Raw genomic sequence first — 22,244 nt, 5'->3', positions numbered from 1 at the left:
TTGGCGGCGAGCGTCATGGGGCGAACCACTCCGTCAGGGGTTTGAACAGGCCAAGGCCGGCGGCCTCGGCCAGTTGCAGCTCGGCATAGGTCTGGCCGAGCAGCACGCATTCCAGGCGCGGCGCGCCATGGCGGCGCAGGACGCGGCGCAGGCGCGACGCGCGCCGCGACGCGGTATCCATCAGGTCGAACGGCAGCGCCAGCAGCCCCTCGATCCGGCCGTCATGCCGCAGGTTGATCTGCCGCAGCAGGGCGCGCCGCGTCGGCGCATCCAGCGGCCCAGTCATCGCCTCGTCGAGCAGCAGGAACAGCCGGCCGCCGCAGCGTTCGATCTTCTCCGCCAGGCCGGGCGCGGCCGCGACGCGCAGGCCGCCATCGCGCACGCGCGTCACCACGAAGGCGTGATGCAGCGGCAGCAGCAGAACCGAGAGATGGCTGCCGGTATCGAGCAGCGCGGCGGTGACGTCGCGGTAGCCCAGGCCCAGCCGGGCGGCGCGGCGCAGGCGCAGCTGCACGATCTCGCGCGGCGGCGTCTGCCAGGCTCGGGCATGGGCGCGGCGCCAGGCCACGCCGATGCCCGACATGTCAAGCGGCGGGCCGCCGTTATGGCCGATGCCGGGCAGGCGCAGCGGCAGCAGCCGCGGCGGGGCCGGCGGCCGGCGCAGCAGCGTCTCGACATTGGGATGGCGGGAATGGAAAAAACGATCGCCCATGACGCCCCGTTACAATTTTGTAATGCGATCCAGTCTTCCGCATATGCCGGGGCGCGTCAATCACGGCTGCAATGCACGCAACGCGTGGCGTAACCGGATTTCAACTGCCGGCAACCGGCGCCGGGCAGCTAGCGTCGCGCTGCCTTTCCGCTCCGCTCGCGAGTCCGCGCATGACGCTGCCCACCACCCTGCCGCTGCCCCACGCCATCGTCGCCGCCACCGGCGGCTGGCCCGAGATCCGCGATCCGGGCATGCATGGCTTCCTGCGCTGCTGGGCGCAGTGGCGCCAGCCGGCGCCGCGGTTCGGGCCGGTCGACGCGCCGACCGGCAGGCTGCCGCCGCGCCGGCGCGACATCGACCCGATCGCGCTGCGCCATTGCCTGCCGCATCTGTGGATCTTCCGCATCGATCCCGACCTGGGCAACGCGCGGCTCACCCTGGCCGGCGAGGAAATCCTGTTCTACTGGGGCCGCGGCATCATCGGCAACGACGTCTTCCAGCTCTGGGGCGATGATGCGGTGGCGCAGGCCAGCCGCGACAGCATCGTGCGCTGCGCCGCCACGCCGGCGATCATTCACGGCCAGCCGAGCAACCACGCGCCGAAAGCCCATGGCCTGCGCGTCGAGCGGCTGATGCTGCCGCTGATGAACGATGACGGCGCGCCCTTCGGCGTGATCGGCTACAGCCGGTTCGAGCGCGAGAGCAGCTGGGGCGAGACGATGCGGCCGCGCCCCAGCGGGCGCATGCAGGTCTATCCGCTGAGCCAGTTGCCCGACCTGCCGCCGGACTGAAACCGGCCGCCATCCGTGCTAGACTGCGGGCCTGCCGAGACGGCTTTTCAGGGAGGACCGCGCCATCATCGACCCGCTGATCATCAAATTCGCCGCCGCCCTGGGCATCGGCCTGCTGATCGGCGCCGAACGCGAACGCCGCAAAGGCGACGGCCCGGCCCGCGCCGCGGCGGGCATCCGCACCTTCTCGATCGCCGCCCTGGCCGGCGCCACCGCGCTCACCGCCGGCGGCGCCCTGCTGCTCACCATCACCACCGCCGGCACGGCCCTGCTCGCCGCCTTCGCCTATCACCGCGAGAGCGGCGGCGAAACCGGCGACCGCGATCCCGGCCTGACCTCGGAAATCGCCCTGGTACTGACCGTGCTGCTCGGCGGCTTGTGCATGCAGCAGCCCGGCCTCGCCGCCGCCATCGGCGTCACCGTCGCCGTGCTGCTGGCGGCGCGCACGCCGATGCATGTCTTCGTACGCCAGGTGCTGACCACCGAGGAGGTGCGCGATGGCCTGATCTTCGCCGGCGCCACCCTGGTGATCCTGCCTTTGCTGCCCGACCGCGCGATGGGGCCGTTCGAGGCCTTCAATCCGGCCAAGATCTGGATCCTGGTGATCCTGGTGATGGCGATCGGCGGCATCGGCCATATCGCGGTGCGCGCGCTCGGCGCGCGCTATGGCCTGCCGCTGGCGGGCTTCGCCGGCGGCTTCGTCTCCAGCACCGCCACCATCGGCGCGATGGGCAGCCGCGCCACGAAAAAACCCGGCGACCGCACGGCCGCGGTGGCCGCCGCCGTATTGTCCACCATCGCCACCGTCCTGCAGATGGCGCTGGTGCTGGCCGCCACCAGCCTGCCGGTGCTGTACAGCCTGGCGCTGCCGCTGGGCCTGGCGGGACTTGCCGCCATCGGCTATGGCGCGATCTTCACCCTGTCGGCCCTGCGCCAGGATGGCGCGCACGAAACCGAACCGGGCCGCGCCTTCAGCCTGCGCGGCGCGCTGATCTTCGCCGCGCTGCTGACGGCGATCCTGTTCGCCGCGGCGGCGCTGCAGCATTTCCACGGCGCGGCCGGCGTGCTGGCAGCCGCGGCGCTGGCCGGCTTTGCCGACACCCATTCGGCGGCGATCTCGGTGGCGGCCCTGACCCAGGACGAGAGGCTGGAGGTGGCGGCCGCGGCGGTGCCGATCCTGGCCGCCTTCACCACCAACACGCTGAGCAAGGCGGTCTTCGCCTGGAGCACCGGCGGCAGCGGCTTTGCGCTGCGGGTGATCCCCGGCCTGCTTCTGGTCGCCGCGGCGGCTTGGGCCGGACTACTGATCGGTTAGAGCGCCGCGAGGCGTCGCTCAATCGTCCTTGTCGGCGTAGGGATTCTTGCCCTTGCGCAGATGCATGCGGATCGGCACGCCCTGCAGGTCGAATACCTCGCGCAGGCCGTTGACCAGATAGCGCAGGTAGGATTCCGGAATGAACTCGGCGCGCGGCGCGAACAGCGCGATGGTCGGCGGGCGCGCCTTCACCTGGGTGGCATAACGGATCCGCACGCTGCGCCCACCGGCCAGCGGCGGCGCGTTGCGCGCGGTGGCCTCTTCCAGCCAGCGATTGAGCTGCGCGGTCGGGATGCGGCGGTTCCAGCGCTCATACTGCGCCATCACGGCCGGCAGCAGGCGATCCAGATGGCGCCCGGTCTGCGCCGAGAAGGTGACGACCGGAATGCCGCGCGCCTGCGGCAGCGAGGTCTGCAGCCGGTCCTCGATTTCCTTCAGCGCCAGGGCGCGATCTTCCACCGCGTCCCACTTGTTCACCGCGATGACCAGCGCACGGCCTTCCTGCAGCACGTGATCGGCGATGGTGAGATCCTGCTTGTCCATGCCCAGCACGCCGTCGAGCACCAGCACCACGACCTGGGCCATGCGCACGGTGCGCAGGGTGTCGGCGACCGACAGCTTCTCAAGCTTGTGCTCGACCCGCGACTTGCGCCGCATGCCGGCAGTATCAACCAGCTTGATGCGGCGGCCCTGGTATTCCCACTCGATGGCGATGGCGTCGCGGGTCAGGCCGGGCTCGGGCCCGGTCAGCAGGCGGTCACTGCCGATCAGCTTGTTGATCAGGGTCGACTTGCCGGCGTTAGGCCGACCGACCACCGCCAGCTGGATCGGGCGGTTGGGATCATCCGCCGGCGCCTCGGCATCGGGATCGATGTCGATATCGGCCTGCACCATGTCGATCTCGTCGGCTTCGTCGCCCGGCGCGGCGTCGACATTGCCGGCGATGTGCTGCATCAGCGCCAGCGAGAGATCATACAGTCCCTCGCCATGCTCGGCCGAAACCGGCAGCGGGTCGCCGAAGCCCAAACCATGCGCCTCGGCCACGCCGAAGCCGCCGGCGCCGCCTTCGCATTTATTGGCCAGCAGCAGCACCGGACGTTTCTGCTTGCGCAGCCAGTTGGCAAAATGCCGATCCATCGGCGTGACACCGGCACGGCCGTCGATCACGAACAGCACCGCGGCCGCCTCGCGCACCGCCGCCTCGGTCTGCTGCCGCATGCGGCCGGCCATGCTTTCGTCGTCAGCCTCTTCCAGCCCGGCCGTATCGACGGCGGTGAATTCCAGATCGCCGAGATGCGCGGCGCCCTCGCGGCGGTCGCGCGTCACGCCCGGCGTGTCGTCGACAATGGCGAGGCGTTTGCCGACCAGGCGATTGAACAGCGTCGATTTGCCGACATTGGGACGGCCGACAATAGCAACTTTGGCTGGCATGATGGCTGTCTTAGCGATACGCGATCAGCCGCGCATCGTCGGTCACCACATACAGGGTGCCATCGGCAACGACCGGCGCGACCGCGGCCTTGTCGGGCAGCGAGACCTGGCCGATCAGATCGCCAGTATAGGGCGACACGGCGAACAGCCGTTCGTCGGTGGACGCGAGCAGCAGGCGGTCACCCGCCAGCACTGGACCATACCAGGTGATGATGCCCTTATGGGTTTTCGCCTTCGGGTCCTCGTAGCGGCGCAGCTGACGGATCCATTTCACCTTGCCGTCACGGCGCGACAGGCAGAGCAGTTCGGCGTCCACAGTGACGGCATAGATGAAGTCGCCGGCGGCCCAGGGCGTCTGGATGCTGGGAATCACGCGCTCCCAGATGCGTTCGCCAGTCCGCATGTCGAGGGCGACGAAACGGCCCGACTGGCTGACGGCATAGACGCGGTCACGATCAATCACCGGCCGGCCGTTGATGTCGTTCAGCGCGCCGGCCTGGCTGATGCGGCTCGAAGCGCGCACGAGCTGTTCGCTCCAGGCCACCACGCCGGTATCGGCGCGCAGGGCCAGCAGCTCGCCCGAGGAATACGGCGCAACGACGATATTGCCCTCGATGGCCGGATTGGCGGCGCCGAGGAAACCGGCGGTTTCGGCCACGCCGGCGTGAGTCCACAATTCAGCGCCACGCTCAAGATCGAGCGCATGCAACTGATTGTCGTAGGTGACAACGAAAACGCGGTTGCCATCGGCCGCCGGCGCGCCGCGGATCGGCTGCTTGAGCGAGGCAACCCAGAAAGCCAGGCCGGTCGAAGCCTGCAGCGCGACGACATCGCCATAGCCGGTCGTCACGATCACCCTGCCGGCATGGTAAGCCAGACCACCGCCGATGGCGCCGCTTTCCTCCTTGCGCGGAGTCAGTTCGATGCGCCACAGGCGCCGGCCGCTGGCCGCATCATAGGCGCTGACCCGGGATTCGGAATCCATGGCAAAGACCCGGCCTTCCGCCACCACGGGCTGGGCCAGGATCTTCTGCTCGTCATCCGCCGAACTGCCCAGATCGGCGCGCCAGGCTTCGCGCAGCGTATCGCCCAGCGCCAGATGATACATGGCATGCGCGGGATACCCGCCGCCCTGCGGCCATTCCGGATTCCGCCATGGCTTGGGCAGGGTGACCGGGGTTTCGGCCAGTTGCGGATCGGGATCGAGCTGACTGTCGAATGCCAGCACGGAGATACGCTCGCCGGTCGCAACCGGCTTGGGATCCTCGGCGAACCAGTCCTTCATCGCATCGCAGCCGGCCAGCGCGACCGCCGCGACGAACATGAGGGAGAGACGGTGCATCGTGCGACGCATCTGCATGGCAGCCTGCCTGATTTTACTGGACCGGGCCGCCGAGAGCGGCAAGCAATTCGGCGGCGCGGCCACGCAGGCCCGCCGGCACCAGCGGATCGTCGGCCAGCGCGGTCAGCTGCTGGCGCGCGCCATCGCGATTGCCGGCCTTGAGCTCGGCCAGGGCCAGCAGCTCACGGGCATTGGCATACCACGGGCTGTCGGCGCCGATCGCGGCCAGATGCCTGCGCATGCCATCGGCGTCCAGCGTGTCGAAGCCGTGGAAAGCGGCAAGGTAATTGGCAAGATCGCGGAAACGCTGCGCGATGCCGCTGTCGGCGGCGATGGCATCATAGGCGGCAATGGCGGCCGGGACGTCCTTGGCCTCGATCAGCATGGCGCCCTGCTGGAACCGGGCGAGCAGCGCATAACCATCCTTGCCGGTGGCCATGGAGGCAAAAGCCTGCGCCGCATCGGCCGGCTTGCCGGCCTGGGCCTGGTTCAGCGCCGCGGTGAAGGCGGCGCCGGCGGCCGCGGCTTTCTCGGTCTGCCAGTTCTTCCAGACCTGATGGCCGGCCACGCCGGCCAGCAGCAGGACAACGAGGCCGATGGCATAGGGGCTCCAGCGCTTCCAGGCTTTTTCCAGCCGGTCGCGGCGGACTTCCTCGTCGACTTCCTCGATGAAATTGGCCACAGACGACTCCCTGAACTGACCGCCGGTCTGGCGACCGGTTACAAAGCGGCGCGTACCTTACCCGGATCGCCGCACGATGGCAAAGCCCGGAAGACTCCCATTTTTTCGGGTAACCATTTGATAATACATCGAGTCTTGGCAAGACTCGCAAAATCGACTAACCTGCCCCCCGCCTTGAAGCCAGGGATCGCGGGACCGGCCTGTCGCCGGCAGCCCGCTCAGAGGGGGAAGCCTCATGTTTGGAATCCGGAAAGCGACGATCGCCCTCGCGATTTGTGCCGCTGCCGCCAGTCTTGCCGCTGCCGGCATGGCCCAGGCCCAGTCGAAAAAAGGCGCCAAGCCCACCGCCCTGATCCCCTTCGAAGCCGAACGCGCCAAGGACCGCGGCGACCGCAACCTGATCCGGCTGAACGACGACATCACCCGTATGTCGTCTGCCCGCGTGGTCGAACTGCCGGTGGTCGATGGCCGGATGGGCGACCATGCCCGCCTCGAGGATGTCGAAATCTTCTTCCCCTTCGGCAGCATCGTGCTCGCCACCGCCGAATTCCATAAATACCGCCCGGCCCTGATGGCCAGCGCCGCCGCCACATCCATGCCGGAAGTCAGCACCGATCCGCGCTATGACCGGGTGAAAAGCTTTGACCGCCAGCTTGGCAAGGTCTGCGCCAGCGAAAAGCTGAGTGACAGCCAGAAGATCGAGATGCGCATCAGCCCGGAGCGCGTGCTGTCGCTGGTGCATGTGACGCCAGCCAAGTTCGAGGGCCCGACGGCCGCCGATCATCCCTCCTACAAGGTGGTCAGCGCGCTGGAAATGCGATTCCTGTCGTTCAAGGAGCCGGACGCCGAGCGGCTGTACCGCCAATGCCAGCGTTCGGCCGCGACGTCTGGCGGCACCAAGGTTTCCCAGAAAGACTGATCGCCGGCCGCCGGTAACCGGCGATGACGCAGAATGACTGGCTGCGCCTTTCCGCGCTGGTGCTGGCCCTGCTGCTGATCCTGCCTGCCGCCCTGCGGCTGCCCTGGGCCAACAAGCGCATCCTGCTGTTCATCGCTGCCTGGCTCGGCATCTTCCTGCTGGTCAGCCTGGCCTACGACCTCTTCGCCGGCTGAAGCCGGCGAAACATTCCCGAGACATTTTTGCCGACCGCTCTGGTCACGCTGCCGCCGCGCCCCAGATGAATAGCCGGTTTCCGGGGGTTTTCATCACGCGGAATTTATCACCGCGCGACGCGACGCCGGCCCACAATCCGCCGCCCTGTCTGCCCCGCCACAGGATCGATCGTCTCAACCGGAGGAAAACATGAACGCCGACCTGCTCAGCCTCGTTCCCAAAGTCGATTTCAACCGTCGTGGCTTCATGGCCACCAGCCTGATCACCGGCTTCACCGTGGCCGCCGGCCCGGTGATGGGCCAGACCGCGATCACCACCGATGCCAGCGGCCTGACCGCCGGCGAGGTCGATATCCCGGTGGCCGGCGGCACCATGAAGGCCTACCGCGCCCAGCCGGCCGGCGCCGGCCCCTTCCCCACCGTGCTGGTGGTGCAGGAAATCTTCGGCGTGCATGAATACATCAAGGATACCTGCCGTCGCTTTGCCAAGCAGGGCTTCCAGGCGATTGCTGGCGACCTCTATGCCCGCCAGGGCGACATGAGCAAGGTGACCGATGTGCAGGCTGCCATCGCCGTGGCCGGCAAGGTGCCGGACGCGCAGGTGATGGCCGACCTGGACGCCACCGCCGCCTGGGCGGCCAAGAATGGCGGCAACCCCTCGAAGCTCGGCATCACCGGCTTCTGCTGGGGCGGCCGCATCACCTGGCTCTATGCGGCGCATAACCCGAACGTGAAAGCCGGCGTGGCCTGGTATGGCCGCCTGATCGGCAATGCCTCGGAGCTGACGCCGAAGCATCCGGTCGATATCGCCAAGGACATGAAGGCGCCGGTGCTCGGCCTGTATGGCAGCGCCGACCAGGGCATTCCGCTGGATACCGTCGAGCAGATGAAAAAAGCCCTGGCCGCCGCCGGCAAGAAGGCGGAATTCCATGTCTATGAAGGCGCCCCGCACGCCTTCCACGCCGATTACCGCCCGAGCTATCGCAAGGAGGCGGCCGAAGACGGCTTCAAGCGCGCGCTGGCCTGGTTCAAGGCCAATGGCGTGGGCTGACGCCTGACCACAATGGGAAGCATGCCGGCCGGGCCCCGCAACCGGGACGGCCGGCATGTATTTCAGCGACCTGCTATTTCAGCGCCCTGCGTCGCGCGGCGTGCGGAAGATCGCGCCGAGGATCATGCCGATGGCGTCAGGCGCTTCGGGCCGGGCAAGCGGCAGCAGCAGGCGTTCATGCATGAACCAGCGGCCGTCGATGATATCGTCGAATTTGTGCAGTTGCGCCGCGTTGGCCGTAAGCGTTGCGAGATACTGCTGCTGCACGCGGGCGCCGAAGGCCGGCGGCTGCAGCTGGTCGACATAGCGGCCGGTCATCTCCTGGCCGTAATCGGTGGTCAGGTTGACGCCCCACAGGCGATAGCGAAAACGGATGGCCGGCTCGCGCTCGACATCGACCAGCAGCACGTTGCCCAGGGCATAGGGCATGTCGAGCGGATCGATGTCCTCACGCAACGGAAAGACGTGGCCACGGCGCTGGGCGTTCCAGTAGGCATATAGCCGCTCCAGCTGCGGATGCAGAAAGTCCACCAATGCCCCCGTTTCCCCGTGCCGGCAGTATGCCGGGCAGCGCGGGGCGGCGGCAATCAATAAAAAAGGCCCGCCCCGCGCGGGGCGGGCCCTATCCCCACGCGGGCAGAGCTGCGTCTGCCCGGCAGTTCAGAGCCCGGCAGCTCAGAGAATGTCCTTGAGCTGTTTGGACGCCTTGAAGCGCACCGACTTCGAGGCGGCGATCTTGATCGTCTCGCCGGTCTGCGGATTGCGGCCCTTGCGGGCGGCGCGCTTGGACACCTTGAAGGTGCCGAAGCCGACGATGGTGAAGCCGCCTTCCTTCTTCAGCGACTTTGCCATCGCCGCGAACACCGCATCCACCGCGTCGCCGGCCGCGGCTTTGGTGGTGCCTGCGGTCTCGCGCACGATTTCGATCAGATCAGCCTTGTTCATCACACCCTCCAGAATTCTGCGGATCGGCCCGCCATACAGAATCGGACGATCCGCAGCGGGTGACAGCAGTTACCACATCCACCATTCCAGACAAGACCAACAAAGGCCGTCAAACCCCTTGCAATCCGGGGGCTTTGCGCGGGTCGCGAGTCGCGCCGGCGCGACAGGAGCGAGTCGCTATCCAGCGTCGCATCGAGCCGATTTGATCAAGATCAAAGCCGCGCCCGAGCGTGGCTGGCTAGCCTGCCGCCGAACCAAAAACGTCAACTCACGAGTCTGGGGAAAACCATGCCGTTCACCGAGCAGCTCTATCTCGTCGGCGCCTGCGCCGCCTTCGCGATTTTCGCGGTCGCGCTGGCCTATTGCCGCATCACCTCGGCCGACCTGCCGAAGTAATCACTCCAGCAGAGACTTGTGCAGGACGGCGCGCAAGGCGCCGTCCTGCACAAGCTGCTTGGCCGCCGCCAGATCCGGCGCCAGCCAGCGATCCTCGGCCATGAACGGCACGGCATCGCGCAACAGCATTTGCGCCTGCTGCAGCCGTGCGCTGGTGCGCAACGGCGCGCGCAGATCCACGCCCTGCGCGGCGCAGAGCCATTCCACCGCCACGATACCCGCCGCATTTTCGGCCATGGCCAGCAGGCGATAGCCGGCATGGGCGGCCATGGAGACATGGTCTTCCTGGTTGGCCGAGGTGGGAATGGTGTCGATGCTGGCCGGATGGGCGCGCTGCTTGTTCTCGGAGGCCAGGGCGGCGGCCGTGACCTGGGCGATCATGAAGCCCGAGTTGATGCCGGGATTGGGCGCCAGGAAAGCCGGCAGACCACTTAAGACCGGATCGACCAGCAGCGAGATGCGCCGCTCCGACAGGTTGCCGATCTCGGCCAGCGCGATGGCGATGATGTCGGCGGCAAACGCCACCGGCTCGGCATGGAAATTGCCGCCCGAAAGAATCTCCCCTTCCCCAAAGACTAATGGATTGTCGGAAACGCCATTGGCCTCGCGCTCCAGCGTGGCGGCGGCCTGGCGCAGCAGGTCGAGCGCCGCCCCCATCACCTGCGGCTGGCAGCGCAGGCAGTATGGGTCCTGCACGCGCGGATCGTCGCGGCGATGCGAGGCACGGATATCGGACCCATCGAGCAGCTCTAGCAGCAAAGCCGCCACCCTGATCTGCCCCGGCTGGCGCCGCGCGGCATGGATGCGCGGATCGAAGGGCGTGTCGGAACCGGCGGCGGCATCGACGGAAAGCGCGCCGGCGACCAGCGCCGCGGCGGTCACGTCTTCGGCCGCGAACAGGCCGGCCAAAGCCAGCGCCGTGGAAACCTGCGTGCCGTTGAGCAGCGCGAGCCCTTCTTTCGCACCGAGTTTCAGCGGCTGCAGCCCGGCCCTTGCCAGCCCTTCAGCGGCCGGGCATTCGCGGCCGCCGATACGCACATTGCCGACACCCAACAACGGCAGCACCAGATGCGCCAGCGGCGCGAGATCGCCCGAGGCGCCGACCGAGCCCTGCGCCGGTACGCAGGGCAGCACATCGGCATTGAGCAAACCCTGCAGGGCCTCGATGGTGTTCCAGTGCACGCCGGACAGACCCTGGGCCAGCGAATTGAGCTTCAGCAGCAGGATCAGCCGCACGATGGCATCGGGCAGCAGGGGCCCGGTGCCAACCGCATGGCTGAGCACCAGGCGCCGCTGCAGCTCGGCCACCTGATCAGGCGCAATACGCACGCGGGCGAGCCTGCCGAAGCCGGTATTGACGCCATAGACCGCCGCATCGCCGGCGGCGGCGCGCGCCACGGCATCGGCGGCGGCCTCGACCGGCGCGCGGGCGGAAGCATCGATTTCGATGGCGAAGGCGCCGGCGCGATAGAGCCGGGCCAGATCGGCAAGTGTGAGCGTTCCGGGCGTCAGTCGATAGGCCACGCGCATCCCCATTCTGCGGCTTGAACAAGTATAGGCTAAGACCCGGCTGGTCAGGTTGTCTATACATGATTATTTGACTTGCCGTCTTTCGCGCCACGGTCTTTAATTAGGCATTCGCGCCGGGGCCAATGGCGGCCGCGGCCGCAGCCTTCCGGGGGATTAAGCACATGAAAAAGATGTCGATTTTGGGCGCCGCCGCCGCCCTGGCCCTGCTCGCCGGCGCGCCCGCCATGGCGCAGGACATGCCGAAGGTGGTGCTGGGCATGAGCGGCTGGACCGGCTTCGCGCCGCTCACCCTGGCCGCCGATGCCGGCCTGTTCAAGAAGCGCGGCGTCGATGTCGAGATCAAGTTCATCCCGCAGAAGGAACGCCACCTGACGGTCGCCGCCGGCGCCGTCCAGGCGGTCGCCACCACGGTCGATACCTATGTGGCCTGGACCTCGGCCGGCGTGCCGCTGGCCCAGGTCCTGCTGCTCGACAAGTCGAAGGGCGGCGACGGCCTGGCGGTGCGCAACAATATCAGCTCGGTGAAGGACCTGAAGGGCAAGACCATTGCCGTCGACGGTGCCGGCACCACGCCGTATTTCGTGCTGATGGTGATGCTGAAGCGCAACGGCATGGGCCCGAAGGACGTGCAGTTTGCCACGCTGGCGCCGAACCCGGCCGCGCAGGCCTTCGTCAATGGCCAGTATGATGCCGCCTCGACCTACGAGCCGTATCTGTCGTCGATCCGCAACGCGCCGGACAAGGGCAAGATCCTGCACACCACGATCGAGTATCCGGTGGTGGTCGACATGCTGGCCTTCCAGCCCGACTACATCAAGAAGAACCCCAAGACCGTGCAGGCGGTGGTGAACGGCTTCTTCGACGCGCTGGACATGATCAAGAAGGAACCCGACAAGTCCTACGAGATCATGGGCGCCAAGGTGAAGCAGAGCGGCCCGGATTTCGCCAAGTCGGCCGCCTTCATCGCCTGGCAGGACAAGGCCGCCAACCAGGCCTATTTCAAGGGCGACCTGCAGGCCTTCATGAAGGAAGCCGCCGACATCCAGCTGGAATCCGGCGTGATCAAGAAGATCCCCGACCTCAAGGCGCTGGTCGACGACAGCTTCATCAAGTAAGCCGCATTTCAGGGATTATCAGTGTTCGAACCGCTTAAACCCGTTCCCCCAGGGCGCCGCACCGCCCTGGGGATTCTCTTTTTCGTGCTCTTTCTCGGCCTCTGGGCCGCGGTGACCTATGGCGGCATCGTGCCGCCGCTGTTTCTGGCCGACCCGCTGAAAGCGGCGCAGGCCGGCATCTCGCTGTTCACCGAATACGGCTTTGCCGGTGATGTGGGCGTCACGATCTGGCGCGTGGTCGGCGGCTTCGTGATCGCCGCCGTCTTTGCCGTGCCGCTGGGCATCCTGATGGGCGCCTTCAAGGGCGTGGAAGCCTTCTTCGAGCCCTTCATCTCGTTTGCGCGCTACCTGCCGGCTTCAGCCTTCATTCCCCTGCTGATCCTGTGGGCCGGCGTCGGCGAGGCGCAGAAGCTGGCCGTGATCCTGATCGGCTCGTTTTTCCAGATCGTGCTGATGGTGGCGGTGATCGTCGGCGGCAGCCGCATGGACCTGGTGGAAGCCTCCAAGACGTTAGGAGCAAAGCGCTCTGGCATCGTGCTGCGCGTACTGCTGCCCGGCGCATCGCCGCAGATCGCCGAGACATTGCGGCTGGTGCTGGGCTGGGCCTGGACCTATGTGATCGTCGCCGAGCTGATCGGCGCGCAGAGCGGCATCGGCCACATGATCATGGACAGCCAGCGCCTGCTCGATACCGGGCAGATGATCTTCGGCATCGTGGTGATCGGCCTGATCGGCCTGGTCTCCGACTTCCTGTTCAAGCAGGCCAACGCCCGCCTCTATCCCTGGTATTTCCTCAAGTGAGCAAACTCAAGATCGACACTGTCAGCCGCGTCTTCCCCGGCGTTCGCGGCGGCGCACCGACCCGCGCGCTGGAACCCACCAGCATCGCCGTGGAAGACAACGACTTCATCACCATCCTGGGCCCCTCGGGCTGCGGCAAGAGCACGCTGCTGCGCATCGTCGCCGGGCTGGACCAGCCGACCACCGGCAATGTGCTGCTGGACGGCCAGCCGGTACGCGAGCCCGGGCCGGACCGTGGCATGGTGTTCCAGTCCTACACCCTGTTTCCCTGGCTGACGGTGCGGGAGAATATCTGCTTTGGCCTGCGCGAAAAGGGCGTAGCCGAGAAGCAGCAGGCCGAGACCGCCGCCCGCTTCATCGAGCAGGTGGGCCTGAAGGGTTTCGAGAACCACTACCCCAAGCAGCTCTCCGGCGGCATGCAGCAGCGCACGGCGCTGGCCCGCGCGCTGGCCAACGATCCAAAGATCCTGCTGCTGGACGAGCCCTTCGGCGCGCTGGACAACCAGACCCGCGCACTCATGCAGGAGCTGCTTCTTGGCATCTGGGAGAAGGCGCGGAAGACCGTGCTGTTCGTCACCCACGATATCGACGAGGCCATCTTCATGGCCAACCGCGTGCTGGTGATGACCGCCCGCCCCGGCCGGGTGAAATGCGACATTGCCATCGACCTGCCGCATCCGCGCCATTACACGGTGAAGACCACGCCGGAATTCGCCGCATACAAGGCGCGGCTGACCGAGGAAATCCGCGTGGAGTCGATCCGCGCCGCCCAGGACGAGCATTAGCCCGGCCGTTATTCCGCTTCCGCCGCCCCACCATCGGGACTAGGCTGGCATGGCCCCCGCAGAAGCGGGCCAGACCGGTGCGCATCGCCGCCCGTCGCCGCGATGGCCGCATCCCAACCACAGCCGCGGGAGAACGTCCATGGTCGATAGCGTCTACAAAGTCATTGAAATCGTCGGCACCAGCAAGGATTCCTGGGAGAAGGCGGCCAAAGTCGCCGTCGATCGCGCCGCCAAATCGCTGCGTGATCTGCGCGTGGCCGAGGTGGTGCAGCTTGATATGCAGATGAATAAAGGCAAGATCGAAGCTTACCGGGCGAAACTGAAGGTTTCGTTCAAATACGAGGGGTGATCGGCCGCACGGCGTTGCGGCCGGACAGATTTCGCATGATGGATATCCGCGCCTACCGTACGTCCGACCGCGACGCCGTGATTGCCCTCTGGCAGGCCTGCGACCTGACACGGCCCTGGAACGACCCCGACAGCGACATCGCCTTCTGCATGGCGAAGCCGGAATCGACCATCCTGGTGGGCGAGAGCGATGGCAAGATCGTGGCCAGCGTGATGACCGGCCATGACGGCCATCGCGGCTGGCTCTATTACCTCGCCGTCGAGCCTTCGGTGCAGAAATCCGGCCATGGCCGGGCCATGGTGGCGGCGGCCGAGGACTGGCTGCGGGCGCGCGGCGTGCCAAAAGTCATGCTGATGGTGCGGCCGGAAAACGAAAAGGTGCGCGCCTTCTACGACACGCTGGGTTACACGGAAGAGCCGCGCGTGATCTTCAGCCGCCGGCTGGACGAAGCGTAGCCGCCACCATATCCCGCCTTGTCTTCCGTCCGCCACCCGGCATAGGATTCGATAGATCGGGAGGACGGACAATGACCGGTACGATCGCCATTCTCGGCGGCAATGGCGTCTATGCCAGGCACCTGATTCCCTGTCTCACCGCGGCCGGCTATCCGGTTCGCGCCGTTGTCCGGCGGCCCGAAGCGGCCGGCATGGCACGGGCCTGCGGCGCGCAGATCCGGACTGCCGACATCTTCGACACGGCGGCGATGACCGCCGCCTTCGAGGGCTGCGCGGTTGCCATCAATCTCGCCACCACCCTGCCCGGTCCAAGCGGACGCGGCGACTTCGCCGCCAATGACAGGCTGCGCGTCGAGGGTGCGCCGAATTTCATCGCCGCCTGCCACGCCGCCGGCGTGACACGGATCATCCAGCAGAGCATCGGCTTCGTGAATGCGTCCGGCAGCGATGCCTGGTCCAGCGAGGAGACGGTCTTCAACGCCGATCCAGACACGATAGCCGGCCGGGCGATCATCGCCGCTCTGGCGATGGAAGAGACGATCCGCGCCTCCGGCCTCGACTGGCTGATCCTGCGCGGCGGCCTGTTCTATGGCCCCGGCAGCGGTTTCGACGAGCGCTGGTTCGCCAGCGCCGGCGCCGGCAAGCTGCGCATGCCCGGCGATGGCTCGGACTATGTCTCGCTCGTCCATATTGCCGACATGGCGGCAGCAACGGTCGCCGCCGTTGCCCGATGGCCATCCCGGCAGGCGCTGATCGTCTGCGACGACGAGCCGGTCCGGTGGCATGAGCTTTTCGGCTTCATTGCCGCCTGTCAGGGCCAGCCTGCGCCGGAGCCGGGCGGCGCGGCCGGCTTCCCCTCCTTCCGCCTGCGCAACACGCGGGCCGTTGCCGCGCTGGACTGGGAGCCGTTCTTCACATCCTATCGCGTGGGCTTGGCGCGCTGAACGCCGCCGGCCTCATTTCCGCAAGGCCGCCGCATACTGATCCGGCTTGAAGCCGACCAGCAGTTTGCCGCCGCCCAGCTCCAGCACCGGGCGTTTGATCATCGAGGGCTGCGCCAGCATCAGCGCGATGGCCCTCTTCTCGGTGATCCCTTCCCGCTCGACCTCGGGCAGCTTGCGGAAGGTGGTGCCGGCACGGTTGAGCAGTAGCTCCCAGCCCACGACCTTGCACCAGTCTTCCAGCTTTGCCTTCCCGATGCCGCTGGCCTTGTAGTCGTGGAAATCATGCGCCACGCCGTGGTCCTTCAGCCAGGTGAAGGCCTTTTTCATCGTGTCGCAGTTCTTGATGCCGTAGATGGTGATGGGCATGGAATACTCCCGGAAACGGATGCACGAGTTTGTGCCGGATTCCGGCCGGCTGGCGCAAGGGCCCGCTCTGCCATAGTATGCCCCAAGAGCTCCCAGCGATCATGAGGCTGTTGTGTCCACGCCAGCAATGCCGGCCGAGAACCGCTTCCGCCAATACCTGCAGGACCTGTATTTCGGCGATGATCGGGGCGCGCGGCGCTTCCGTTACGGGCTGGTGGTTTTCGATGTGCTGACCATCGCCTTTTTCATCCTGGCCGCCACCGTGCAGGACCAGTGGTGGGTGATTCCGCTGGATTTTTTGCTGGGCGGTCTGCTGAGCATCGAACTGCTGGCACGGCTCTACGCTGAAACCGACCGGCGCGGGCATATCCTCAGCTTCTCGATGGCGGCCGACATCGCCGTGATCGCCTCACTGTTCCTGCCGGTGCTGCTGGAGAACCTGGCCTTCCTGCGCATCTTCCGTGCCCTGCGGCTGCTGCGCTCGTATCACCTGCTGAAGGACCTGCGCTCAAGCTCGCTGTGGTTCCGTCTGCATGAGGACGTGATCCAGCGCAGCCTGAACCTGGCCGTGTTCATCTTCATCGTGACATCCTTCGTCTATGTCACGCAGCACAACCTCAATAGCGGGATCCGGACCTATGTCGACGCGCTGTATTTCACTATCACCACGCTGACCACAACCGGCTTCGGCGATATCACGCTGATCGGGCCCGGTGGGCGGCTGCTGTCGGTGGTGATCATGATCGTCGGCGTCAGCCTGTTTCTGCGGCTGCTGCAGGCGATCTTCCGGCCACACAAGGTGCGCTTCGAATGCCCGGATTGCGCCCTGCGCATCCATGACGTGGACGCCGTGCATTGCAAGCATTGTGGCCGGGTGCTGCCGATCCCCACTGACGGCGCGGTATAGGCGCCGGAAACTCAGTCCAGCCCAGTCTTAGTCAAGCATGGCGATGGCCTCGACCTCCAGCAGCAGGTCCGGGTTCACGAGAGCCGTGACGCCCACCAGCGTGCTGGCCGGATAGGGGCCGTCGCCGAAACATTTCGCCCGCGCCGCGCGGATCGGCGGCAGCATCCCGGGCGTCAGGTTCACCACATAGGTGACCAGCTTGAACACCTTGCTGAAATCCGCGCCGCCGGCGGCCAGCGCGATTTTCAGGTTGGCAAAGACCTGTTCGGCCTGGGCGCCGACATCGCCCTTGCCCACCACCTGGCCGGCGGCATCCAGCGCCACCTGGCCGGAAATATGCAACTGCCGACCCGCCGGCACGATGGCGATATGCGAATAACCGGTGGGCTGCGAGAGGCCCGGCGGATTTTTCCGTTCGATGGTCATTGGTCCTGCCTCACGCCTTGTAGACGATCTTCACTTTTGCGGCGGCAGCCTTTGCTGCCGCGCGGGCCTGATCGACATCGCCATCCTTCGCCAGCGCCAGCGCCACGCCCATGCGGCGATAAGGGCGCGTGGTGGGCTTGTTGAAAATGCGCAGGTCGAGGTCGATGCCCTTTGCCGATGGCGTGAGCGCTTCGGCCAGGCCTTCGACGGTGAAATCCGTGGCGTCGCGGTCGGCCAGGATCACCGCCGAGGCGCTGGGGCCATGTTGGGTGATGCCGGGGATCGGCAGGCCAAGGATGGCGCGGACATGCAGGTCGAATTCGGTGAGACTCTGCGAGATCAGCGTCACCATGCCGGTATCGTGCGGGCGCGGCGACAGTTCGGAGAAGATCACTTCATCGTTCTTCACAAAGAATTCCACGCCGAACAGGCCGTAGCCGCCGAGATTGTCGACCACGGCTTTGGCCTGGCGCTGGGCTTCCGCGACGGCGCGATCCGACATCGGCGTGGGCTGCCAGCTTTCCTGGTAATCGCCGCGTTCCTGCCGATGCCCGATGGGCGGACAGAAGATCACGCCCTGCCGCGTGCGGATGGTGAGCAGGGTGATTTCGTAATCGAAATCGATGAAGGCCTCGACGATCACGCGTTTGCGGTCGCCGCGCATGCCGGCCACGGCATAGTCCCAGGCCTTGTCCACGTCGCCCGGCGCCTTCACCGTGCTCTGGCCCTTGCCGGATGAGGACATCACCGGCTTGACCACGCAAGGGATGCCCACTTTCGCCACGGCATCGCGCATCTCCTGCAGGCTTTCGGCATAAAGGTATTTCGAGGTCGGCAGGCCCAGCTCGGTGGCGGCCACCTCGCGGATGCGGTCGCGGTTCATGGTCATCAACGTGGCGCGCGCCGAGGGCACCACGTTGAAGCCGCGATCCTCGAAATCCTTCAAGACCTCGGTACGGATGGCTTCGACCTCGGGCACGATGAAATCGGGCTTATGCTTTTCGATGGCAGCCCCCAGGGCGGCGCCATCCAGCATTGAAAAGACCTCGAACTCATCGGCCACCTGCATGGCCGGCGCGCCGGCATAAGCGTCGCAGGCCACCACATGGGCGCCGAGCCGCTTGGCCGAGATGACAAATTCGCGGCCCAGCTCGCCCGAGCCGAGCAGGAGGATTTTTCTGAAAGCGGTCATTGGCCTTATCGTCTCGCCCGTCGTTGCATCCAGGCAAGGCTTATAGCAGTGCCGCACCCGCTAAGGCAAAGCCCCGCACGGCTTTATCCCGGCGGCATGGTCTCGAATTGAGGCAGCGCCGGATCGAGCCGGTCCCAGGCATGGCCGCGCGATGCATAGGTCACGACCTGCGGCGTGAATCGCGCCGGCTCGTCCAGGCTGGCAGCGTGGATGGTGAACAGATCCGGCATCGCAGCGAAGGTCAGGTAAACCGGGGAACCGCAGCCGGGGCAGAAGCCATGCCGCTTCACATTGCCGCTATCGGCCACGATGTCCCTCTCCTTTGCCGTTCCGGTGAGCGTCACGTCGGCGCGGCCCGCGAAGGTCAGGTAGGAGCCATGGCCGGTGCCGCTGGCCTGCTGGCAGTCGCGACACTGGCAGTGGTTGGAAAATACCGGCTCCGCCGATATCTCGTAACGGATCGCGCCGCAGGCGCAGCCGCCGGCATAAGGCCTGTTCATCGCATCAGCCTCCATGTTCAGGCGCCGCAGCAGGACGCGACCATGCTGCGCGCCGGTTGGGCATATTCGTCGTGGCGGCGCCACCAGACGCCGGTTTCGTTGCGACCCTTCGGCGCGCGGTCGAGCCACGGATACATGCCCCATATCCCATCCACGCCGCGCGAATAGGCCGAATAGGTGTGATAGACGACGCCGTTCTCCAGCACGAAGGCGCTCATGCCCGGCCGTTCGCGCATGTAGCTGGCCGGATCCGTGCCGCTGGTGGCTGCCATCTCGATCACCGGCGGCGCGGTCACGCCCAGCATCGGCTGACCCGGACGGTAGTTATACGCCGCCCCCTCGCGCTGCTGCCGCTCGGTGAAGGAGGCGGCATAATCGAAGTTGAACTCGCTGCCGCCGGACGAGGCCCAGGGGAAGGCCCAGCCCATGCGGCGCCGGTAGGCCAGCAGTTTGGCGAGCGGCGCGCGCGAGACCGCCGTGAAGGCGACATCGTGGTTTTCCAGATGCACCGCGATGCCGTTGAAGCCATCGGCAATCGCCGAGCAGGACGGACAGCCGGCCGTGAAATCCGGGCCGAACATGAAGTGATACACGATCAGCTGCGACCGGCCGCGAAATAGCCCGGCCAGCGGGACAACGCCCTGCTCGGTATCGAAACTGTAGGCCTTGTCGACCCGCACCCATGGCAGGGCCTGGCGCCGCCGCGCCAGTTCGTCGCCCTGTCGGGTGTGTTCCTTCTCCGCCTTCAGCAGGTCCAGCCGCGCCTTCAGCCATTCCTCGCGGGTTCCGGTTGCATGCATCGTCATCGCTCTCGCCTCCGTTAAGGGTTTCGTTGGGTACAGTTGTCCCGTCCGCCGGAGTAGCATTCTCCGGCGGCGCTTTATTCAGGTGATGCGGTCGGTGGTTCGGCTCAGTCCTGTTCGTCGGCGACGGCACCCAGGTTCTGGACGCATTTGATCCAGCCCTTGCCCATATTCTGATAGGCCGTGTCGTTCTTCGGCAGCACGAAGCCGGAATGCTCCATGCGAAGCCGCGTGCCGGTCTGCACACGCGTGAGCGTGAAGCTGACCACAGTGTCGAGCTTCGAGCCGTAGCCGACATTGCCTTCGTCGCCGCCGCGCCAGGCATAGGCGAAACGCTGCAGCGGCACGACCTCCAGCACCTCGCAGCGGATCGTGCCGTCCCAGGCGCCGGCCGGCGTGGTCTGGAAGGTGAAGCGGTTGCCCCGCACGGGCTCAAAACCATTGGGCTTCATCATCCAGCGCGACATCAGGTCGCCGTTGGTGATCGCCTTCCACAGCACCTCGGGCGCATGGGGAAACACCTCGTCGAGCACGATGGACTGAGTGGTGGCCTGAGTAGTGGATTTCACGGAGAGGTCGTTCATGGGTCGATGTCCTTCAGCAGGTCACGCAGGGCGTCGAGGCGCTCGCGCCAGAACACGGCGTAATCGTTGATCCAGTCGGCCAGCGGCGCGAGGCCTTCGGGCTGGGCGCGGTAATAGACTTTGCGACCCTCCGGCCGTTCGGCCACCAGCCCGGCCTGTTTGAGCGATTTCAGGTGCTGCGAGATGGCGCCCTGGGTCACGCCGCTGCCCTGGGTCAGTTCGGCGACGGTGATCTCGTTGGCGCGCACGACCCGCTCGAACACGGCGCGCCGCGTGGGGTCGGCCAGCGCGCGCATGACGGTATCGATGGAGGTGGTTTCGATCATGGGGGTATAATTAGCACATACTAATCAATTAGTCAATACTAATTATTCAGCGCTTTTTCCGGGTCCTGTTTTTTTCGGGCCCTGTCGGAACGGGTTCTGCGGCTGCGTCCTTGGATCACAGGACCATGCAAGGAAGGACTCCATGATGAAGGTTACCCAGCATCTCTGGTTTGAAAAGGACATGGAAACCGCGATCCGCGCCTACACGTCGCTGATCCCCGGCTCGTCGGTCGGCTGGGTCTCGGTCCTCCCCGCCGAAACCCCGAGCGGGCCGCCGGGCAGCGTGAAGATCGCCGGCTTCACCCTGGGCGACCAGCGCTACATGGCGATCGAGGCCGGGCCACTCGATCCGTTCAACCACAGCTTCTCGATCATGGTGGAATGCGACAGCCAGGCCGAGATCGACCGCCTGTGGGACGCCCTGAAGGATGGCGGCGCGACGGAGCAATGCGGCTGGCTGCGCGACCGCTGGGGCCTGAGCTGGCAGATCGCGCCAAAACGGCTGGGCGAACTGATGGCCGACCCGGACCCGGCCAAAGCGAAGCGCGTCACCGAGGCGATGCTGAAGATGGTGAAATTCGACATCGCCGCGCTGGAGGCTGCGGCGAAGGGCTGAACCAAAACGGAAGGCCTAGCGCCGCCCTGTTTCCCGCACCACATCCAGGAAGGCGCGCAGGGCCGGCGGCACGGCCCGGTGGCCGGGATAATAGACGGCCACGTCTTCCGCCGGCGCCATCCAGGCCGACAGCACCGGTCGCAGCCGCCCCGCCTTCAGAGCTGCGGCGGCGGCGATGTCCACCACATAGGCGATGCCCAGACCTTTGATGGCGGCATCCACCATCAGTTCCTCGTCGTCGAGGATCAGGGACGCGGGGGCGTCGATGGTCATCCCCTGCCCCGCGCGCTCGAATTCCCAGCGGTAGAGTTTGCCGCCCGGCAGGCGATGGCCGATGCAGCGATGGCGCACCAGCTCGTCGGGCGTTTTCGGCGTGCCGGCACGTTTGAGATAGGCCGGCGACGCGACGCAGACGAAGCGCACCGGCTGGCCGAATGGCACCGCGATCATGTCGCGTGGAATCGAGCCAACCAAACGCACGCCGGCATCGAAGCCGCCCGAGACGATATCCACCAACCGGCCTTCCACCACGATATCCACGACGACATCGGGGAAGCGCTGCGCCATCACGGGCAGCACGTCGCGCACCAGCAGGGCCGCCGGCAGGCGCGGCGTGTTGATACGCACTGTGCCAGCTATAGCGCCGCTGCCGCGAAAGGTCGCGACGCCGTCCAGCGCATCGTCCAGTGCGCTGAGCGCGGATTGCAGGCGGCCGAGCAGCGCCAGGCCGGCCTCGGTGGGCGCGACGCTGCGCGTGGTGCGGTTCA

At 66.4% G+C, this 22,244-nt stretch carries 28 protein-coding genes; 13 read left to right on the top strand and 15 right to left on the bottom strand.

The features are described 5' to 3' along the window. Nucleotides 1–13 precede the first annotated feature (13 nt). A complete protein-coding gene (locus tag Q1J79_RS17365) occupies nt 14–712 on the bottom strand; it encodes a hypothetical protein (protein WP_300302835.1) in 699 nt (232 codons plus the stop codon). A 170-nt stretch (nt 713–882) separates the two neighbouring features. Between Q1J79_RS17365 and Q1J79_RS17360 the strand changes: the two genes are divergently transcribed. Both Q1J79_RS17360 and Q1J79_RS17355 read left to right on the top strand, forming a co-directional pair. Beyond that, nucleotides 883–1,503: a PAS domain-containing protein gene (locus Q1J79_RS17360; RefSeq protein WP_300302833.1), complete on the top strand. Its 621-nt coding sequence runs from the start codon at nt 883–885 to the stop codon at nt 1,501–1,503. Between the two features lie 31 nt (nt 1,504–1,534). Next, nucleotides 1,535–2,818 (top strand): MgtC/SapB family protein, encoded by a 1,284-nt coding sequence (locus tag Q1J79_RS17355; RefSeq protein WP_367183004.1) that lies wholly within the window; start codon nt 1,535–1,537, stop codon nt 2,816–2,818. Between the two features lie 18 nt (nt 2,819–2,836). Here Q1J79_RS17355 and der read toward each other — a convergent pair whose 3' ends face one another. Genes der through Q1J79_RS17340 form a run of 3 tightly spaced genes read right to left on the bottom strand, consistent with a single transcriptional unit; the run spans nt 2,837 to nt 6,273 of the window. Further along, nucleotides 2,837–4,249: a ribosome biogenesis GTPase Der gene (gene der / locus Q1J79_RS17350; protein ID WP_300302831.1), complete on the bottom strand. Its 1,413-nt coding sequence runs from the start codon at nt 4,247–4,249 to the stop codon at nt 2,837–2,839. 10 nt (nt 4,250–4,259) lie between these two features. Next, on the bottom strand, nt 4,260–5,609 hold the full coding sequence (locus Q1J79_RS17345; protein WP_300302829.1) for a PQQ-like beta-propeller repeat protein: 1,350 nt from the start codon (nt 5,607–5,609) through the stop codon (nt 4,260–4,262). A 16-nt stretch (nt 5,610–5,625) separates the two neighbouring features. Beyond that, nucleotides 5,626–6,273, bottom strand: coding sequence for a tetratricopeptide repeat protein (locus Q1J79_RS17340; protein ID WP_300302827.1), 648 nt, complete (start codon nt 6,271–6,273; stop codon nt 5,626–5,628). Between the two features lie 235 nt (nt 6,274–6,508). Here Q1J79_RS17340 and Q1J79_RS17335 point away from each other — a divergent pair, with 235 nt between their 5' ends. From Q1J79_RS17335 to Q1J79_RS17325, 3 genes are all read left to right on the top strand, one after another. Next, a complete protein-coding gene (locus Q1J79_RS17335; protein WP_300302825.1) occupies nt 6,509–7,192 on the top strand; it encodes a hypothetical protein in 684 nt (227 codons plus the stop codon). Between the two features lie 23 nt (nt 7,193–7,215). Further along, the gene (locus Q1J79_RS17330; protein WP_300302823.1) at nt 7,216–7,386 is read left to right on the top strand and encodes a hypothetical protein; all 171 of its coding nucleotides are present in this window, start codon (nt 7,216–7,218) and stop codon (nt 7,384–7,386) included. 190 nt (nt 7,387–7,576) lie between these two features. Further along, complete coding sequence (locus tag Q1J79_RS17325) at nt 7,577–8,437, top strand: dienelactone hydrolase family protein (RefSeq protein ID WP_300302821.1); 861 nt, start codon at nt 7,577–7,579, stop codon at nt 8,435–8,437. Nucleotides 8,438–8,515: 78 nt separating this feature from the next. Here the strand turns inward: Q1J79_RS17325 and Q1J79_RS17320 are convergent, their stop codons facing one another. From Q1J79_RS17320 to hutH, 3 genes are all read right to left on the bottom strand, one after another. Further along, entirely contained in the window at nt 8,516–8,968 is a 453-nt protein-coding gene (locus tag Q1J79_RS17320; protein WP_300302819.1) for a PAS domain-containing protein, read from the bottom strand. Between the two features lie 144 nt (nt 8,969–9,112). Further along, nucleotides 9,113–9,382: an HU family DNA-binding protein gene (locus Q1J79_RS17315; RefSeq protein ID WP_300302817.1), complete on the bottom strand. Its 270-nt coding sequence runs from the start codon at nt 9,380–9,382 to the stop codon at nt 9,113–9,115. A 396-nt stretch (nt 9,383–9,778) separates the two neighbouring features. Next, nucleotides 9,779–11,308, bottom strand: coding sequence for a histidine ammonia-lyase (gene hutH / locus Q1J79_RS17310; RefSeq protein ID WP_300302815.1), 1,530 nt, complete (start codon nt 11,306–11,308; stop codon nt 9,779–9,781). Nucleotides 11,309–11,469: 161 nt separating this feature from the next. Here hutH and Q1J79_RS17305 point away from each other — a divergent pair, with 161 nt between their 5' ends. The 6 genes from Q1J79_RS17305 (at nt 11,470) to Q1J79_RS17280 (ending at nt 15,757) form a co-directional block, all read left to right on the top strand. Then, nucleotides 11,470–12,423 (top strand): ABC transporter substrate-binding protein, encoded by a 954-nt coding sequence (locus tag Q1J79_RS17305; protein ID WP_300302813.1) that lies wholly within the window; start codon nt 11,470–11,472, stop codon nt 12,421–12,423. Between the two features lie 84 nt (nt 12,424–12,507). Then, a complete protein-coding gene (locus Q1J79_RS17300; RefSeq protein WP_300302811.1) occupies nt 12,508–13,224 on the top strand; it encodes an ABC transporter permease in 717 nt (238 codons plus the stop codon). Beyond that, complete coding sequence (locus Q1J79_RS17295; RefSeq protein WP_300302809.1) at nt 13,221–14,009, top strand: ABC transporter ATP-binding protein; 789 nt, start codon at nt 13,221–13,223, stop codon at nt 14,007–14,009. Before Q1J79_RS17300 ends, Q1J79_RS17295 begins: the two co-directional genes overlap by 4 nt. 49 nt (nt 14,010–14,058) lie before the next feature. Further along, entirely contained in the window at nt 14,059–14,358 is a 300-nt protein-coding gene (locus Q1J79_RS17290) for a dodecin family protein (RefSeq protein ID WP_300302807.1), read from the top strand. Between the two features lie 35 nt (nt 14,359–14,393). Further along, nucleotides 14,394–14,813, top strand: coding sequence for a GNAT family acetyltransferase (locus Q1J79_RS17285; protein ID WP_300302805.1), 420 nt, complete (start codon nt 14,394–14,396; stop codon nt 14,811–14,813). 71 nt (nt 14,814–14,884) lie between these two features. Continuing rightward, nucleotides 14,885–15,757 carry an NAD(P)-dependent oxidoreductase gene (locus tag Q1J79_RS17280; protein ID WP_300302803.1) on the top strand — a complete coding sequence of 291 codons (873 nt, stop codon included), beginning with the start codon at nt 14,885–14,887 and terminating at the stop codon, nt 15,755–15,757. Nucleotides 15,758–15,769: 12 nt separating this feature from the next. Here the strand turns inward: Q1J79_RS17280 and Q1J79_RS17275 are convergent, their stop codons facing one another. Beyond that, the gene (locus Q1J79_RS17275; RefSeq protein ID WP_300302801.1) at nt 15,770–16,123 is read right to left on the bottom strand and encodes an ArsC family reductase; all 354 of its coding nucleotides are present in this window, start codon (nt 16,121–16,123) and stop codon (nt 15,770–15,772) included. A 112-nt stretch (nt 16,124–16,235) separates the two neighbouring features. Between Q1J79_RS17275 and Q1J79_RS17270 the strand changes: the two genes are divergently transcribed. Continuing rightward, nucleotides 16,236–17,030, top strand: a complete 795-nt coding sequence (locus Q1J79_RS17270; protein ID WP_300302799.1) for a potassium channel family protein — start codon at nt 16,236–16,238, stop codon at nt 17,028–17,030. 27 nt (nt 17,031–17,057) lie between these two features. On the opposite strand, the gene Q1J79_RS17265 is transcribed toward Q1J79_RS17270, so the two are convergent. The 6 genes from Q1J79_RS17265 to Q1J79_RS17240 form a co-directional block, all read right to left on the bottom strand. Then, nucleotides 17,058–17,456, bottom strand: coding sequence for a RidA family protein (locus Q1J79_RS17265; protein ID WP_300302797.1), 399 nt, complete (start codon nt 17,454–17,456; stop codon nt 17,058–17,060). A gap of 10 nt (nt 17,457–17,466) precedes the next feature. Continuing rightward, entirely contained in the window at nt 17,467–18,648 is a 1,182-nt protein-coding gene (gene purT / locus Q1J79_RS17260) for a formate-dependent phosphoribosylglycinamide formyltransferase (protein ID WP_300302795.1), read from the bottom strand. Between the two features lie 83 nt (nt 18,649–18,731). After that, nucleotides 18,732–19,148: a GFA family protein gene (locus Q1J79_RS17255; protein ID WP_300302793.1), complete on the bottom strand. Its 417-nt coding sequence runs from the start codon at nt 19,146–19,148 to the stop codon at nt 18,732–18,734. 17 nt (nt 19,149–19,165) lie between these two features. Then, nucleotides 19,166–19,954 carry a DUF899 domain-containing protein gene (locus Q1J79_RS17250; protein ID WP_300302791.1) on the bottom strand — a complete coding sequence of 263 codons (789 nt, stop codon included), beginning with the start codon at nt 19,952–19,954 and terminating at the stop codon, nt 19,166–19,168. 104 nt (nt 19,955–20,058) lie between these two features. After that, nucleotides 20,059–20,535, bottom strand: a complete 477-nt coding sequence (locus tag Q1J79_RS17245; protein ID WP_300302789.1) for an SRPBCC domain-containing protein — start codon at nt 20,533–20,535, stop codon at nt 20,059–20,061. Next, entirely contained in the window at nt 20,532–20,861 is a 330-nt protein-coding gene (locus tag Q1J79_RS17240) for a helix-turn-helix transcriptional regulator (RefSeq protein ID WP_300302787.1), read from the bottom strand. The genes Q1J79_RS17245 and Q1J79_RS17240 overlap by 4 nt, the downstream gene beginning before the upstream one ends. Nucleotides 20,862–21,003: 142 nt before the next feature. On the opposite strand from Q1J79_RS17240, the gene Q1J79_RS17235 reads away from it, so the two are divergent. Next, complete coding sequence (locus tag Q1J79_RS17235; RefSeq protein ID WP_300302785.1) at nt 21,004–21,477, top strand: VOC family protein; 474 nt, start codon at nt 21,004–21,006, stop codon at nt 21,475–21,477. Nucleotides 21,478–21,492: 15 nt separating this feature from the next. Here Q1J79_RS17235 and Q1J79_RS17230 read toward each other — a convergent pair. Next, nucleotides 21,493–22,244, bottom strand: a 752-nt coding sequence (locus tag Q1J79_RS17230; RefSeq protein WP_300302783.1) for a LysR substrate-binding domain-containing protein, incomplete at its 5' end; no start/stop codon positions are given.

It is taken from the genome of Ferrovibrio sp., from assembly GCF_029255545.1.
Taxonomy (GTDB): Bacteria; Pseudomonadota; Alphaproteobacteria; order Ferrovibrionales; family Ferrovibrionaceae; genus Ferrovibrio.
Note: the sequence above shows the minus strand (reverse complement) of the source record. Positions and strands in the feature narration are given on the sequence as shown.